At 37.8% G+C, this 15,353-nt stretch carries 15 protein-coding genes; 6 read left to right on the top strand and 9 right to left on the bottom strand.

The window, feature by feature from the left end; genetic code table 11:
• Positions 1 to 73: 73 nt before the first annotated feature.
• From serB to BST93_RS09795, 8 genes are all read right to left on the bottom strand, one after another.
• A complete protein-coding gene (serB, locus tag BST93_RS09830) occupies positions 74 to 1,300 on the bottom strand; it encodes a phosphoserine phosphatase SerB (RefSeq protein WP_105019034.1) in 1,227 nt (408 codons plus the stop codon).
• Positions 1,301 to 1,326: 26 nt separating this feature from the next.
• Positions 1,327 to 1,812: an ABC transporter ATPase gene (locus BST93_RS09825; RefSeq protein ID WP_105019033.1), complete on the bottom strand. Its 486-nt coding sequence runs from the start codon at positions 1,810 to 1,812 to the stop codon at positions 1,327 to 1,329.
• Position 1,813: 1 nt separating this feature from the next.
• Positions 1,814 to 2,011 carry a hypothetical protein gene (locus BST93_RS09820; RefSeq protein ID WP_060522463.1) on the bottom strand — a complete coding sequence of 66 codons (198 nt, stop codon included), beginning with the start codon at positions 2,009 to 2,011 and terminating at the stop codon, positions 1,814 to 1,816.
• Positions 2,012 to 2,020: 9 nt separating this feature from the next.
• Complete coding sequence (locus BST93_RS09815; protein ID WP_105019032.1) at positions 2,021 to 2,635, bottom strand: hypothetical protein; 615 nt, start codon at positions 2,633 to 2,635, stop codon at positions 2,021 to 2,023.
• A gap of 1 nt (position 2,636) precedes the next feature.
• On the bottom strand, positions 2,637 to 3,428 hold the full coding sequence (locus tag BST93_RS09810; protein ID WP_042280229.1) for a (Fe-S)-binding protein: 792 nt from the start codon (positions 3,426 to 3,428) through the stop codon (positions 2,637 to 2,639).
• A gap of 65 nt (positions 3,429 to 3,493) precedes the next feature.
• Positions 3,494 to 4,834, bottom strand: coding sequence for a 4Fe-4S dicluster domain-containing protein (locus tag BST93_RS09805; RefSeq protein ID WP_105019031.1), 1,341 nt, complete (start codon positions 4,832 to 4,834; stop codon positions 3,494 to 3,496).
• 6 nt (positions 4,835 to 4,840) lie between these two features.
• Positions 4,841 to 5,794, bottom strand: a complete 954-nt coding sequence (locus BST93_RS09800) for an MlaD family protein (RefSeq protein ID WP_105019030.1) — start codon at positions 5,792 to 5,794, stop codon at positions 4,841 to 4,843.
• Between the two features lie 70 nt (positions 5,795 to 5,864).
• Positions 5,865 to 6,938: an N-acetylmuramoyl-L-alanine amidase gene (locus BST93_RS09795; protein ID WP_105019275.1), complete on the bottom strand. Its 1,074-nt coding sequence runs from the start codon at positions 6,936 to 6,938 to the stop codon at positions 5,865 to 5,867.
• Positions 6,939 to 7,157: 219 nt separating this feature from the next.
• Here BST93_RS09795 and BST93_RS09790 point away from each other — a divergent pair, with 219 nt between their 5' ends.
• A complete protein-coding gene (locus BST93_RS09790; protein WP_308736869.1) occupies positions 7,158 to 9,569 on the top strand; it encodes a putative LPS assembly protein LptD in 2,412 nt (803 codons plus the stop codon).
• Entirely contained in the window at positions 9,566 to 9,928 is a 363-nt protein-coding gene (locus tag BST93_RS14685) for a hypothetical protein (protein ID WP_308736868.1), read from the top strand. Before BST93_RS09790 ends, BST93_RS14685 begins: the two co-directional genes overlap by 4 nt.
• Before the next feature lie 9 nt (positions 9,929 to 9,937).
• On the opposite strand, the gene ung is transcribed toward BST93_RS14685, so the two are convergent.
• Positions 9,938 to 10,603: a uracil-DNA glycosylase gene (gene ung, locus BST93_RS09785; protein ID WP_105019029.1), complete on the bottom strand. Its 666-nt coding sequence runs from the start codon at positions 10,601 to 10,603 to the stop codon at positions 9,938 to 9,940.
• Between the two features lie 180 nt (positions 10,604 to 10,783).
• Between ung and udk the strand changes: the two genes are divergently transcribed.
• From udk to scpA, 4 genes are read left to right on the top strand one after another with little or no spacing between them, the layout of a single operon-like run.
• Positions 10,784 to 11,392 (top strand): uridine kinase, encoded by a 609-nt coding sequence (gene udk / locus BST93_RS09780; protein ID WP_042280226.1) that lies wholly within the window; start codon positions 10,784 to 10,786, stop codon positions 11,390 to 11,392.
• A gap of 19 nt (positions 11,393 to 11,411) precedes the next feature.
• Positions 11,412 to 11,747, top strand: coding sequence for an FtsB family cell division protein (locus BST93_RS09775; protein ID WP_042280225.1), 336 nt, complete (start codon positions 11,412 to 11,414; stop codon positions 11,745 to 11,747).
• Complete coding sequence (locus tag BST93_RS09770; RefSeq protein WP_105019028.1) at positions 11,740 to 13,104, top strand: methylmalonyl-CoA mutase subunit beta; 1,365 nt, start codon at positions 11,740 to 11,742, stop codon at positions 13,102 to 13,104. Before BST93_RS09775 ends, BST93_RS09770 begins: the two co-directional genes overlap by 8 nt.
• Positions 13,105 to 13,143: 39 nt before the next feature.
• Positions 13,144 to 15,279 carry a methylmalonyl-CoA mutase gene (scpA, locus tag BST93_RS09765; RefSeq protein WP_105019274.1) on the top strand — a complete coding sequence of 712 codons (2,136 nt, stop codon included), beginning with the start codon at positions 13,144 to 13,146 and terminating at the stop codon, positions 15,277 to 15,279.
• The last annotated feature ends 74 nt before the right edge of the window (positions 15,280 to 15,353 follow it).

Below are 15,353 nucleotides of genomic sequence, written 5' to 3'. Positions count from 1 at the left end.
ATAAGGAAAACTGTATCCTTGTGTGTGATGAATTTGCTAAAAGTTCTGTGGTTTTTAAACCGTTTTTTAACGATTACGGATTCATCAAATCAATATGTCTATCGTGAAATCCTAGAAAGTATAAAACTCCATCCAGGCCTATACTGTTTATAGCGCTTTGAGCATCTTCTTGAACTTTGGGTTTTGCATGAAAGGCAATTCCTAGACCAGCAAGATTAAGCATGGGTAAATCATTAGCACCATCGCCTACTGCAATGGTTTGTGCAATGTCAATTTCTTCTTTTTGAGCTATTTCTTTTAGATATTCAGCTTTTTTAGAACCGTCTACTATCTCACCTATGTAATTACCGGTGAGTTCACCATTTTTAATTTCTAATTGATTGGCATAGACATAATCCATGCCTAGCTCTTCTTTCAAATAGTTTCCAAAATAGGTAAAACCGCCTGAAAGGATGGCCGTTTTGTAACCATAACTACGCAAGGTCTCAATGAGTCTTCTGGCACCTTTTGTTATAGGTAATTGCTGCGCCACTTCATTTAGAGTACTCTCTTTTAAACCTTTTAAAAGCTTCATTCGTTTTTTAAAACTCTCTGAAAAATCAAGTTCTCCACGCATGGCACTTTCTGTTATAGCTCTTACTTCATCTCCTACTCCTGCGAGATCGGCAAGTTCATCAATAACCTCAGTCTGTATGAGTGTAGAATCCATATCAAAACAAACCAATCTTCGGTTGCGCCTGAACATGTTGTCCTCTTGAAAAGCTATATCAAGATCCATTTGTTCTGAGATTTTCATAAAACTCTCAGTCAGTTGTTCCTTATTCTCAATTTTACCTCTTATTGAAAGTTGTATCGATGCACGCTTGTACTCATCTTGATGAATTAATGAGGTACGACCGGTCAATCTTTTTATAGAATCGATATTCAATCCATTTATAGATATGACATCTGTCACAGCGCTTATTTGTTGTGCAGTAAGCTGTTCTCCTAACAGCGTAATGATATAACGATCTTTTCCTTGAAGATTTACCCAGTTTTCATAATCTTCATTGGATATTGGTGAAAACTTTACCTGAATATCTAATTCATAAGATTTAAAAAGTAGGTCTTTTAAAACGCCTGCAGATTTTTCTCCTGCGGGAATTTGAAAAAGAATACCCAATGAAAGGGTTTCATGAATATTGGCCTGACCAATGTCTAGAATTTTTGCACCATAATCCGACAAAGCACCGGTGAGAGCTGCTGTAAGTCCTGGTTTATCTTGTCCAGAAATATTAAGTAAAAAAATATCATGTGACATGGCAGTAGTTGGTAAATGGATTTTTGTTACTTGAAAAATCTGGCGTGCCAGCTCTCGCTAGCTGGAACTTCCCAGTGTTCACGGTATTCTCCTACATTTTGCACCAAATTATTAAATACGATAGTCTTAGCAGATACACTGCGATCCTTGGCCATTTTTTTAAAAGCAGCAAGATCTTTGTGAGCAAGATATTGTCCCGTTTTAAATGTAACGTTCATTTTATCCATAAGGTCAATACCGAACTCTTTTTCTATGGATTGAATAAAATGAACCGATGCGTCTATGGAACAACCGGTAGCACCTGCCTTTGACTCGTCTAATCCTAGTACAATAAAACGGTTGTAGGGATAATCTACACCAGCATTCAAATCTTTCCCGTGAGCGGTCCATTGATTAAGAAAAGCATTCATTTGTGGTTTAAGAGTTTCAAGCTCTTCATCAGTAAATGGTCTATCTGCCTGGTAAATCCAAACTCTGGCATCATCAGGTAATTGATTGAATTCTACTAGCATTTTATTTTCTTTTTCGGTAATTATAATAAGTAACGGCAAACATAATTGCCATCCCTAAAATTAAATCAATGATGAATTTAATAAAACTAAATGGGCGTTCTTCCATATAAATATAGAAGGCGCTCATTATCAGTGCATACACGCTTCCACCTATAAAAGCACTTATAAGTACTTTTCCATAAGGTAATTTGTTAGACATACTTATTTTTTAAATGCCTTGCACCATTTCAAGTACGTTCATATCGCGATATTCTTGAATACGACCGTCGTAGATAGTTGCCTCGTAAATAGTGAATTGGTATTTTTTACCATCGGTTGCTGCGTCGTATAACAGGTGATAGTTTTCTACAGTAGATAGCCATAGGATTTTAACAATATTCCCATTACTTTCTCTCACAGTAATTACAGGAATCATATCGCTTGAGATGCCTACAACAGTTCCTACAACAACACCTGATTCACTTGAGTCTTCCTCTTCATCCATAGACTCTATTGCCATGGTTGTAAAAAGCTCTGCAGCTTTAGGGCAATTTGCCATAAGTACTATGGCCATTTCCTCACCTATTGCTTCACCATTTTGTTCATTAATATCTAGTCCTTTAGATTTAAAAAGCCTGTAGTTTTTCATCACCACATTAACTACGGTTTTTTCAAAATAGGCTTCTGCTTCACCTGGACCTTGTTCACTAGCGTTAATGTCATCTTTAGTCAGTTGCTCACAAACCTTGTCGGCTAAGGTATTGATACCTTCTTCATTAAACTGCTGTGCTTGACTAGTAATTACTAGTAATAAAAACAAGATGGTAGATAATAGGTGTTTCATGTTATAGATCTTCTGCGTTTGCGATTAATTCTGCGACATCAAGCACTTCTACCTTACCTTCCTTTTCTGCTGCCTTAATACCATCAGTCATCATCGTGTTACAAAATGGACATCCTGCAGCGATAATTTCGGCACCGGTTTCTAGAGCTTCCTCAGTACGTTCAATGTTTATGTCTTTGTTACCAGGTTCCGGCTCCTTAAACATTTGAGCACCACCAGCACCACAACACAATCCATTACGTTTACTGCGCTTCATTTCTAGTAATGCTGCATCTAGTTTTTCTAATAATTCTCTAGGAGCTTCATATTCATCATTTGCTCTACCTAGATAACACGGATCATGATAGGTAATTTTTTTTCCTTTAAACTTACCACCTTCAATTTTTAAACGACTTTCTGCTATTAATGATTTTAAAAATTGGGTGTGATGTACTACTTCATAATTTCCACCTAGTTCTGGATATTCGTTTTTTAGCGTATTAAAACAGTGTGGACAAGCCGTTACTATTTTTTTGATTTCATAACCATTAAGAACTTCAATGTTCATCATGGCTTGCATTTGAAATAAAAACTCGTTTCCTGCTCGTTTAGCTGGATCACCGGTACAGCTTTCTTCGGCACCTAGAACGGCAAATTCTACGCCTGCTTTATTTAATAGTTTTACAAACGCTTTGGTTATTTTTTTTGCTCTATCGTCAAAACTACCACTACAACCTACCCAAAACAACACTTCTGGTTGCTTTCCTTGTGCTAAAAACTCTGCTGCTGTAGGGACTTTTAATGCTTCGCTCATTGTATATTTTGTTTGATGATTACGCTTTCGCGAAAGCGTAATTTAAATCACTTAATCTATTTCTTTTATTCGTTTGCCCAGTTTAATCGATCCATTTGATTGTAAGGCCATGGTGCACCGTTATTCTCAATATTACCCATCGTAATATTAAGCTCATTAGGCGCTGCACTATTTTCAAGAACTAAATACCTGCGCATTTCCATAATGATGCTAAGTGGATCAATTCCTATAGGACAAGCTTCTACACAGGCATTACAGGTAGTACAAGCCCAAAGTTCTTCGGTTGTGATGTGGTCATTCAGTAAGGTTTTACCGTCGTCCTTCCACTCACCTTCTTTATTAATCACCGCTCCTACTTCCTCTAAACGATCACGAGTTTTCATCATGATGGCTCTAGGGCTTAATTTTTTACCAGTAATATTTGCAGGACATTCACTCGTACAACGACCACACTCCGTACATGTGTAGGCATTTAATAATTGAACTTGATTGAGGTCAAAGATATCTTGTGCTCCTAAACTTTCTGGTTCTCCTTCCTCTGCTGATGGGTCTGGAGCAGCAAACGGATCTGCGTTAGGATCCATCATTAGTTTTACTTCCTTGGTTACGGCATCCATATTAGTAAACTTACCTTGTGGAGTAAGTTTTGCCAAGTAGACATTAGGAAATGCTAGTAATATATGTAGGTGCTTAGACCAGTATAAATAATTAAGGAATATCAGTATACCAACTATATGCAGCCACCATGCAGCTCTTTCAACGATAATAAGAGTACTATTGGCCATGCCTTCAAATAAAGGAACTATAAAACCACTTATTGGGAATGATCCGTATATTTCTCCTGCGTGTGCATATCCTTCAACTCCTCTTGTTTGTAGAATAAAGTCTGTCGCATTCATGGTAAGGAACAAACTCATAAGAACAACCTCAAAATATAAGATGTAATTTGCATCATTTTTAGGCCATCCTTTTAATTCTCCCATCATGAAGCGCTTAATGTTCATTACATTACGGCGTAACCAAAAAATGACAACCGATACTAGAACTAAAAAGGCAAGTATTTCAAACGTGAAAATTAAAAAGTCATAGAAGCCACCAAGGAATGGAGCAAAAATTCTATGTGATCCTGTCAAACCATCAACTATAATTTCAAGTACTTCAATGTTGATGATAACAAAACCTATATAGACAACCACATGTAGAAAACCAGATACCGGTCTACGTACCATTTTTGATTGTCCAAACGCTATACGCAGCATTTGCGCCATGCGTTCCTTTTTATTATCAGATCGATCAACTTCTCGACCTAATTTAATGTTGCGTATCATACGCTTGATGTTTCTAGCGAATAAACCTACTGCGGCCACTAGAATAAGGGCAAAAACAATGATGGAAAGTATCTTCATAGTGCTTTATCTGTCTCGATTTTCTGGTTCTTCATATTCTCCTGGTTTCTTTCCAAACACAGAAAAATGAACATAACGTTTAGGGTTTAATTTAATATCTTGTAATAATTCTTCGGCTTGTCTAGTTGCCTTTTCTAAATTCACATAAAGTTTGTCGTCGGTCATAAGTTTTCCTAAACTTCCTTCACCGTTTGAAACCTGATCAAGCAAATTATTGAATTTACCTACCGATGTTTCTAAACTTTTAATGGTACCAGCTAGTTCAATTTGTGCCAATGAATCTGACATAATTGCAAAATTACTACTTGTTTTGTCGAGATTTTTAATGGTCCTATCTATCGCCTCTTTATTATCTCCTAGAATTTGATTTGTATTACGACTTATCCCTTTAAACTCTCTAAGTACATCTTCAATTTCGGCAAGGCTGTTTGTGATTGATGTTCTTGTATCTTTATTTAAGGTCTTGTGTAAATCACTCATCACCGAATCTGACGTGGTAATCAAATGTTCAATCTTGTCCTTAAGAGGCAGGAACTCATCCATTACCTTTCCTTGTAGTCCTTCATCAATCTTAGATGATAAGGTGTCACCATCTTTGGCGATAGGTCCGTCCGACGAAAAATTGGGAACGATAGCAAGTGCTTTTCCTCCTATTAAACCAGTGCTATATACACTCGCTGTACTTTCTTTTGAAAAGTTAAATGAGCCGTCCACATGAAAACTTACTAACAATCTTCCACTTGAATCTAGGAACTGAATATCGTCAATATTTCCTACTCGTAGCCCATTTATAGTAACAGGAGCCGACTTTGTAAGGCCTTCTACATTGTCATAAACCGCATAGAAATTACGATCGTCTTGTAATAAATTACGACCTTTAAGATATTGATATCCAAATATAAACAATGCGATTGAGGCAACAGTAAGAATACCTACCTTAACTTCTTTAGAAACTTTCATCTTTACAGATTTTCACAAATGTAAAGATAATAAGCTCTATGTAGTATACAACTATATTAACAACGAGTTATCACAAGCGACTGCGCTCGCCATTTTCATACTTAACAATAAAGGCAGATTTATACCCTACCTTAACCGCTTTCTTCTGTAAATCTTGTGCTTTTTTAAGATCATTAAAACTACCTGTAAAATATCTGTAGATGGCTCCTTCTTGTTCTCTAGATATGGCTGGTAACTTTTTAAAATTGTATGACTTTGCCTCTATTTTGTTTTTACTAGCTGCTATTTGAACCTTATAAATAGTATTGTTAGATTCAACTGTTTCACTTAAATCCGTAATGTCTTCTATTACAAAATCATTGAGACTGCGATTTGCTTTGTATTTAATGACTGCATCATAAATGGCGTGCGCCACCTTTTTTTGACCTGTCGAACTACTTAAAAATTTACGTTCCTCAGCATTGGTAATAAAACCTGTTTCTATAAGAACACTAGGCATGTAGGATAATCTTAATACTGCAAATCCAGCTTGTTTTACACCGCGGTTTTTTCGTTTTAAATCTGCTTCAAAATTTGATTGAACCTTGGACGCCATCTCAATACTATTGTCCAAGTATTCTTCTTGCACAATTAGATTGCTGGCAAAACTTGCAGGATCATTAGGGTCAAAACCGGCATATTTTTCTTCATAATCTTCCTCCAGTAGAATTACTGCGTTTTCTCGTTTTACAACCTCTAGATTATCGGCGTTACGATGTAATCCCAATACCCAGGTTTCATTCCCTTTGGCACTGCGAGACGCTGCTGCGTTACAGTGAACTGATATAAAAAGATCTGCCTTGGCCTTATTAGCAATATCTGCTCGTTGGTATAATTCTAAAAACTTATCAGTTGTACGTGTATAAACGATTTCAATATCCGTATGATCCTCTAATTCTTTACCCAAATATTTTACCACCTTTAGGGCAATATCCTTTTCACGTACGCTAGAGACTAATTTACCTGGATCCTTACCACCATGACCAGCATCTAATACTACGGTAAACTTTTTTGCTGGCTTTGTGATGGTGGAATCCACAGGTTCATTACCTGCGTGCAGCTGTAAAGAACCTAGAAATAGCAATAGAGCAATATATATCTTCATAAAATCGAATTCGTTTTCCTTATTAACGTACTTGTTATTTGCTTTATACAATTGTTATACCATTTTATAACGGTAAGCTGGCTCATAGGTACGCTTTCGCGAAAGCGTAATAACCAAACTTTATTGTACTTCTACCAACTTACTGTAATTCAATAGGATCTATCCTGCGGTATACATCCCTGTAATTAATTCATCTACCTACAAAATTTATACGTAGTTTTGGCGTTTCAAAAACAAGACTATTCTGTAACGAAATTACTAATAAGAAGATTGTACCATCCATTGAGGACACTTTTATTTTTCACCGTCTTTTTAACAGCTTTAAATTACAGCTGGAGCCAGGAATTACCTAGCTCCAACACGCCTATTCCAGTAAAGGAAGAACCAAAACCTGAAGAAGAAAAGGAACTTAAGGTTAATGCAGAAGACCTTATTAAACCACAAGACAGTACTAAAAAAGATAGTACCACAACTGAAAAGAAACCATTTTTAGAATATAAATTAGTTTCAAAAGCTAGTAGAAAGCGTATCGATAGACGTAACAATATTATTACACTCTATGATAATGCCATTATTGAATATGGTGATACCAAGCTTGAAGCTGGTAAAATAGTGATTGATAATAATACAGGTGATGTGTTTGCGTATGGAATTGTAAATGACAGCACTCAAGCCTATGAACAAAAACCTGTCTTTACTCAAGGAACTAATGTCGTAGAACCAGATAGCATCATTTTTAATAAGGATTCTAAAAAAGCACTTACCTATAATTCAAGGACTACACAAGGCGAGTTTAATGTATTTGCCGAGACTACTAAAAAAGTGAACGATTCTGTTTTTTACATGAAGCGTGCTCGTTTTACTACTTCGTCAAATCCTGATAATCCAGAATACTACTTTCTTGCTCAAAAGATCAAATTTGTTCCTAAAAAGAAAATTGTAACAGGACTTGTCAATATGTGGATTGCCGATGTTCCTACTCCTATAGGTTTACCGTTTGCTTATTTCCCAATGACCGAGGAACGTAAAAGTGGAGTAATCGTTCCCAGCTTTGGTAACAATGTAAATCAGGGTTACTTTTTACAAAACGGTGGTTATTATTTTGCTATTAATGATTATGTGGATCTTACCGTATTAGGTGATTATTTTACTAATGGTAGTTATGGTTTTCGAGTAGAGAGCTCTTATGCCAAAAGATACAGCTTCAATGGTAATTTTAGATTTTCATACGAAAATCAGGTACAAAGTGAGCGCGGATTTTCAGACTTTAGAAAATCGACTATCTATAACATTAACTGGCAACACAGTCAGGATCCAAAGGCAAATCCAGACTCTAGATTTAGTGCTAGTGTAAACCTAGGTAGTTCTAGATTTTATAGCAATAGCTTTAACCAAATTAATCAAGCGGCTACCTTAAACAACAATTTTAGTAGTTCGATTAATTATTCTAAAACCTTTCAAGGAGAACCTCAGGTTAATTTTAATATAGGTGTAACTCATTCACAGTTAGTACAAACTGGTGAGGTTACCATGAACCTACCTAATTTTCAAGGAAGCGTTTCTCGAGTTTTCCCATTTGCTCCTAAATTCGGTGCAAAGAAAGGGATTATCGAGAACATCAATCTACAGTATAATGTACGTGCTGAAAACCGAATCACTACTACTGACGAGGATTTTCTATCTGATAGAATGTTTGAAGGTGCGCAAAGCGGTATTCGACACACAATTCCAGTTGCTACTAACTTTAAGGTAGGTCCTTTTAGTGTTTCGGCAAATGCCAATTACGAAGAAACTTGGGTATTTCAAACCACTAAAACTACTGCGGTGATTAATGATCAAGGCCTAGCCACTACTGAAATTGATACGCTATCTGGTTTTGATTCGTATCGTACATACAGGTATGGTGCTAGTGTAGGTACTACTATATATGGTTTGTGGGAAAACAGTAATAAAAAGGGAAAGTATCAGGCTATACGTCACACGATAAGACCTAATATTTCGTATTCGGCAAATCCTAGTTTTGATCAATATTACGATCGTGTTCTTACTGAAAGCGGTCAAGATATTTTTCCTGAGGAACGTTTTGCGAGCCGATTTGACCGTACCCTATTTGGCGCACCAGGACGCAACTTCTCTAGTTCAATAGGGATAGGTGTTCAAAACAATCTAGAGGCTAAGGTACGAGAACGAGACACCACAAAAACAGAACCTAGAAAGGTGCAACTTATTAAAAGTTTGAATTTTCAAACAGCCTATAACCTCGCTGGTGACAGTTTGCAGTGGAGTCCCATTAATATGAGTGCAGTAATTCCTATTACTAAAAAGATTGACTTAAACTTAAATGCTAATCTAGATCCTTATGCTCTAGACGCTAACAACCGTCGTGTAGATGAGTTTAATATCAATAACGGTGGTAGCTTGTTTAGATTAACCAACGCTGGAGCTCGATTAAACTTTACCTTGAGTGACAAGGACTTTACTCGCAGTGAGGACGATGAAGAAGATGATCTTGGTGATGAAAAAGTAGAAAATAGATCTTTATCTCAAGGTGGTCGAGAGGACGACCTCTTTGGAAAACCACTGGATTATGCCGAAAACTATAAAACAAAAAGCAAGATCCAGAAGAAGTGAATGTTGACGAAAAACGTTATCGTTTTAAAATTCCGTGGCGTCTTAATATTGCTTATACGATGACGTATAATAATGCGGCAAGACAAAATGAAATCAACCGTCAATCTTTAATGGTGAGTGGTGATGTGGAATTGTCACCGCGTTGGTCTGTAGGAGGAAACACAGGTTATGATTTTGCTAACAATGGTATTTCATTCACGACACTACGATTCAATAGAGATCTAGAAAGTTTCAGAATGAGTTTTAACTGGACACCTATTGGTCCTAATCAATCTTGGTTCTTCTTTATTGGTATCAAGGCAAGCGCCCTTAGTGATATTAAATGGGATCAACGTCGTCAACCAGATCCTCAATTTTAAGTAAGCCTTTTAAAAATCAATAGGTTCTTTCATTTGCTCTCGTAAATACTGATTGCATTTTGAAAAATGTCGGTTTCCAAACCAATAACCTCTGTTGGCACTCAATGGACTAGGATGACCACTTTCTAGAATAAGGTGTTTCTTTTTATCGATCCATTTGGCTTTCTTTTTAGCATAGCCACCCCAAAGCATAAACACCACTCCTTCTCTTTCATCAGCTATTTTTTTAATTATAGCATCTGTGAATCGTTCCCAGCCTATTTTTTGATGACTACCAGCTTGTCCAGCTCTTACTGTGAGTACGGCATTTAAGAGTAGAACACCTTGATCTGCCCATCGTTCTAGATTACCCGATTTGGGATAAGGTCTTTGTAAATCGGTAGTTATTTCTTTAAAAATATTAATCAAGCTAGGCGGATGTGCAATACCATCAGCTACAGAAAAGCATAAACCATTAGCTTGCCCTGGTCCGTGATAAGGATCCTGACCTATAATAACGACTTTAACCTCTTCAAACGGAGTGCGATCTAGCGCTGCAAATATTTTGCTTCCTGGTGGATAGCATGTGTGTTCCTCGTATTCTTTTCTAACGTAATCAGTAAGTTCCTCAAAGTACGGCGCATCAATTTCCTCGCGCAGCATTTCCTTCCAACTAGGATCTAATTTAATAGACATAAAAAACGGCTTTAGGCTAAAATAAATCGCTTTATCGGTTCTTAAAAAGCTCGCCTTCATTTCTTATGAACAATTCCAAAAGAACGACTCAGAAAACTGTCAATAGTTTTTATCAAAGCACGTGTAAATTAACGTGGTCGTCACCTAACAAAATCCTATTTTTGCAAAAACAAAATTAACATGCTAATAATAGGCGTAGCAGGAGGAACAGGTAGCGGTAAAACCACTGTTGTACAACAAATGGTCCATGAATTCCCAGAGAATGAGGTTACTGTCATCTCACAAGACAGTTATTACAAGGACACTAGTCATTTGAGTTATGAAGAACGAGTAAAAATCAATTTTGATCATCCAGAAAGTATTGATTTTGATTTATTGGAAAAGCACATCAAACAACTGCGTAAAGGAATTACGATTGACCAGCCTATTTATTCCTTTGTAGATCACAATCGTACGGGCGAGACTGTTCCTACAGCTCCTAGCCAAGTTATAATTGTAGAAGGTATTCTTATTCTTACAATGCCTAAAATACGTAAGCTATTTGATATCAAGGTTTATATAGACTGTGACAGTGACGAGCGATTAATTCGCAGGTTAAAACGAGATATTGTAGATCGAGGCCGCGATATGAACGAGGTGCTAGAACGTTATCAAAACACCTTAAAACCTATGCACCAACAATTTATTGAACCTACAAAGGCCTATGCCGATGTGATCATACCTACCAATCGTTTTAATAAAGTAGGTGTTAAAATTTTACGCACTATTATTGATCAAAAAATAGCCTAATTGCTTATTTTAGTGAGGTATGAATTGGAAATCCATCAAAAAGAATAAATACTACCAGTTTTTTAGCAACAAGTATGTGCTTATAAGCTTGTTTTTTATTGTGTGGATTTTATTTCTAGATGCCAATGCCTGGTTTACCTCTCATTACGAAATCGATAAGCAAATTGCCGAGAAAGAGCAAAATGCTGCCTTTTTTAGAAAAGGTATCAAACGCGACAGTGCACGCATCAGTCAATTAAGTACGCAAAAAGGTCTAGAAAAATTTGCTAGAGAACGCTACTTAATGAAAAAACAAAACGAAGAAGTTTTTATCATAGAACATCCAGACTCTGTTAAACAAAAAGAGAATGAGTAAATTATTTGAAGAATTTTCACCGGTTACCGCCAAGGAATGGAAACAAAAAATACATGTAGATCTTAAAGGTGCCGACTATAACGAGACCTTAATCACGCATACTGCCGAAGGTATTGATATCAAACCTTTTTATCACAGTGATGACGCCACTCCTATTCAAGTACCTACTCGTGCTACGCAAACAGGCAGTTGGTACATTTCCCAATCTATTTATGCAGGTGATGCCGCTGTAGCCAATGAAAAGGCTAAGGACGCATTGTCTCGAGGTGCCGAAGGCGTACTTTTTATTATACCTAACAACTCAATCGATATAGAAGTGTTGTTTAAGGATTTACCCAGTGTAGGTATTCAAGTGCATCCACAGTTTTTGGACCTTGCGTTTTTAGAAAAATTGCAACAAGCACAACCTAAATGCTATGTTCATTTGGATATCATCAATCAATTAGCGAGTGACGGTAATTGGTTTGAAAACTTAAAACCCGATCATGAAAAATGGTTGGCCTTTCTTCTACAACATCCAGGTTATTTTTCAAATATTACGGTAAACACTATTTTGTATCAGCAAGCAGGTGCTTCTGCCGTGCAGGAACTGGCTTACTATATGGCTCATTTAAATGAGTATTTGAATCACCTAGAACAGTATGATATGATATCCGCTTTCGCGAAAGCGGAAAAAAGAATCAACATCGATACCGCGATAGGCAGCGATTACTTCATGAACATTGCCAAATACCGCGCTTATCGATTAGTAACCAAGTCGTTAGGTAAAGCCTATGGACTGGAGTTAGAAGCGTACATCACCGCATCGCCTAGCCTGCGTAACAAATCCTTATTAGACTATAACGTAAACATGCTGCGCACCACAACCGAGTGTATGAGTGCTGTATTAGGTGGCTGCGATACGATCTATAACCTACCGTACGACGCTTTTTTCAATAAAGAAAATGAATTTGGAACACGTATAGCGCGCAATCAGTTGCTAGTACTTAAAGACGAAGCTTACTTTGATAAAATTCACAATGCTGCCGATGGCGCTTATTTTATAGAAGACCTTACCAAACAACTAGCCGAGAAAGCCAATAACTTGTTTAAGGAAGTAGAAAAAGCCGGCGGATTTGTACAAGCTTTGTTTGACGGTACGGTGCAGCGCAAACTCAAAGAAAGTGATGCCAAAGAACGCGAGGCAATAGAAACAGGGCAAAGAGTTCTTGTAGGCGTAAATAAATACCCTAATCAGGATCAAGGAATGCAAGAGGAATACGAGCTGTATCCTTATGTAAAAACCAAACCTAGAAAAACACTCATCGCTCCTATCGTCCCTAAACGACTGGCAGAAGATTTTGAGAAACAAGCCTAATTGAAAACTGGAGTAAAAGCCTACTTACAGCACACACAAATGAAAAGAAAAGACCTTTCACTATTAGAAATAGATTTTAACGGCGACTCAAAAAAAGTGGCAAGCGCTGCGAGTTTTGACACTGCCGAAGGTATCGCCATAAAAACCAATTATTCACCCGATGATATTGATGATGTTGAACATCGTGATTTTGTAGCAGGAATAGCGCCCAACTTGCGTGGTCCCTACTCTACCATGTATGTAAGAAGACCATGGACAGTACGTCAATACGCTGGGTTTTCTAGTGCGACAGAATCTAATGCCTTTTATAGACGTAACCTCGCTGCTGGACAAAAAGGGTTGTCTGTAGCCTTTGACCTGGCAACACACCGTGGTTATGATAGTGATCACGATCGTGTAGTAGGTGATGTAGGTAAGGCTGGTGTTGCTATTGATAGTGTTGAGGATATGAAAGTCCTTTTTGATGGTATACCTTTAGATAAAATGTCGGTTTCCATGACCATGAATGGTGCTGTGCTACCGATTATGGCCTTTTATATTGTGGCCGCTATGGAACAAGGCGTGGATCAAAATGACCTAGCCGGAACCATTCAAAATGATATTTTAAAGGAGTTTATGGTGCGTAATACGTACATCTATCCTCCTACTCCTAGTATGAAAATTATCTCAGATATTTTTGAATACACTAGTAAAAACATGCCTAAATTTAATTCGATATCCATATCGGGTTATCATATGTATGAAGCTGGTGCTACTAGTGACCTAGAGCTAGCCTATACCCTATCAGATGGATTAGAATATGTGCGCAAGGGACTAGCCGCTGGACTGGATATAGATTCCTTTGCTCCTAGATTGTCCTTTTTCTGGGCGATTGGAATGAATCACTTTATGGAAATCGCCAAAATGCGTGCAGCGCGCATGCTTTGGGCCAAAATGATCAAACAATTTGAACCTAAAAATGCCAAATCACTTGCACTGCGCACGCACTGTCAGACTAGTGGTTGGTCACTTACTGAGCAAGATCCATTTAACAATGTAGCTCGTACTACGATTGAAGCTGCAGCAGCAGCCTTTGGTGGAACACAAAGTTTGCACACCAATGCACTGGATGAAGCCATTGCCTTGCCTACCGATTTTAGCGCACGAATAGCTCGTAATACCCAGTTGTTTTTACAAGAAGAAACAGGCATTACTAAAACGGTAGATCCTTGGGCTGGATCCTACTACGTAGAAAAACTCACGCACGAGATCGCTCACAAGGCGTGGCAACTTATTGAAGAAGTTGAAGAACTAGGCGGAATGACCAAAGCTATTGAGGCTGGTATTCCTAAAATGAGAATTGAAGAAGCCGCTGCTAGAAAACAAGCCCGTATAGATTCGGGAATTGATACTATTGTAGGAGTAAATAAATACCCTAGTCCCGACGAGGACTTGATCGATACACTTGAGGTTGATAATACCGCGGTACGTAATGAACAAATAGAACGACTGTCGCAAATACGTGCTAGTCGTGACGAGGCTGCAGTACAAAACGCTTTACAAGCACTTACACAAGCTGCTAAAACGGGTGAACACAATTTATTGGAGCTTGCAGTACAAGCTGCAAAACACCGCGCTACCTTGGGTGAGATTTCTGATGCGCTGGAAAAAGAATTTGGCCGTTATCGAGCACAGATCAAGAGTGTACAAGGCGTTTATAAAAAAGAGATTATGAATGATCACGCTTTCGCGAAAGCGCAACAACTAGCAGACCAATTTGCACAAGAAGAAGGCCGTAGACCACGAATTATGATTGCCAAAATGGGTCAAGACGGTCACGATCGTGGCGCCAAAGTAGTCGCTACAGGATATGCTGATGTAGGTTTTGACGTGGATATAGGACCACTGTTTCAAACTCCAGCTGAAGCTGCTAAACAAGCTGTAGAAAACGATGTTCATGTACTAGGTGTGTCATCCCTTGCTGCTGGTCACAAAACGCTTGTACCGCAAGTGATGGAAGAACTTAAAAAGTACGGTCGTGATGACATCATGATTATTGTAGGTGGTGTGATCCCTAGAAAGGACTATCAGTTCTTGTTTGATGCTGGCGTGGCGGCAGTTTTTGGACCTGGAACCAAAATAAGCGATGCTGCAATTGATATCCTTAACCTACTGTTGGGTAATCACCCAGAATAAAAAGGAATTTGTATAGGTGTTTTTTAACATCTATGAATGATGAAAGAGCTGTTTATTAAAAACGGCTCTTTTTT

The organism is Nonlabens tegetincola (genome assembly GCF_002954355.1).
Classification (GTDB): Bacteria; Bacteroidota; Bacteroidia; order Flavobacteriales; family Flavobacteriaceae; genus Nonlabens; species Nonlabens tegetincola.
The sequence above is the reverse complement of the archived record's forward strand: the minus strand, read 5'-3'. Positions and strand labels throughout refer to the sequence as shown.

Excerpts from the sequence above, each read along its gene's own strand:
- serB (WP_105019034.1), bottom strand. The coding sequence starts at position 1,300 with ATGTCACATGATATTTTTTTACTTAATATTTCTGGACAAGATAAACCA.
- BST93_RS09825 (WP_105019033.1), bottom strand. The coding sequence starts at position 1,812 with ATGCTAGTAGAATTCAATCAATTACCTGATGATGCCAGAGTTTGGATT.
- BST93_RS09820 (WP_060522463.1), bottom strand. The coding sequence starts at position 2,011 with ATGTCTAACAAATTACCTTATGGAAAAGTACTTATAAGTGCTTTTATA.
- BST93_RS09815 (WP_105019032.1), bottom strand. The coding sequence starts at position 2,635 with ATGAAACACCTATTATCTACCATCTTGTTTTTATTACTAGTAATTACT.
- BST93_RS09810 (WP_042280229.1), bottom strand. The coding sequence starts at position 3,428 with ATGAGCGAAGCATTAAAAGTCCCTACAGCAGCAGAGTTTTTAGCACAA.
- BST93_RS09805 (WP_105019031.1), bottom strand. The coding sequence starts at position 4,834 with ATGAAGATACTTTCCATCATTGTTTTTGCCCTTATTCTAGTGGCCGCA.
- BST93_RS09800 (WP_105019030.1), bottom strand. The coding sequence starts at position 5,794 with ATGAAAGTTTCTAAAGAAGTTAAGGTAGGTATTCTTACTGTTGCCTCA.
- BST93_RS09795 (WP_105019275.1), bottom strand. The coding sequence starts at position 6,938 with ATGAAGATATATATTGCTCTATTGCTATTTCTAGGTTCTTTACAGCTG.
- ung (WP_105019029.1), bottom strand. The coding sequence starts at position 10,603 with ATGTCTATTAAATTAGATCCTAGTTGGAAGGAAATGCTGCGCGAGGAA.
- udk (WP_042280226.1), top strand. The coding sequence starts at position 10,784 with ATGCTAATAATAGGCGTAGCAGGAGGAACAGGTAGCGGTAAAACCACT.
- BST93_RS09775 (WP_042280225.1), top strand. The coding sequence starts at position 11,412 with ATGAATTGGAAATCCATCAAAAAGAATAAATACTACCAGTTTTTTAGC.
- BST93_RS09770 (WP_105019028.1), top strand. The coding sequence starts at position 11,740 with ATGAGTAAATTATTTGAAGAATTTTCACCGGTTACCGCCAAGGAATGG.
- scpA (WP_105019274.1), top strand. The coding sequence starts at position 13,144 with ATGAAAAGAAAAGACCTTTCACTATTAGAAATAGATTTTAACGGCGAC.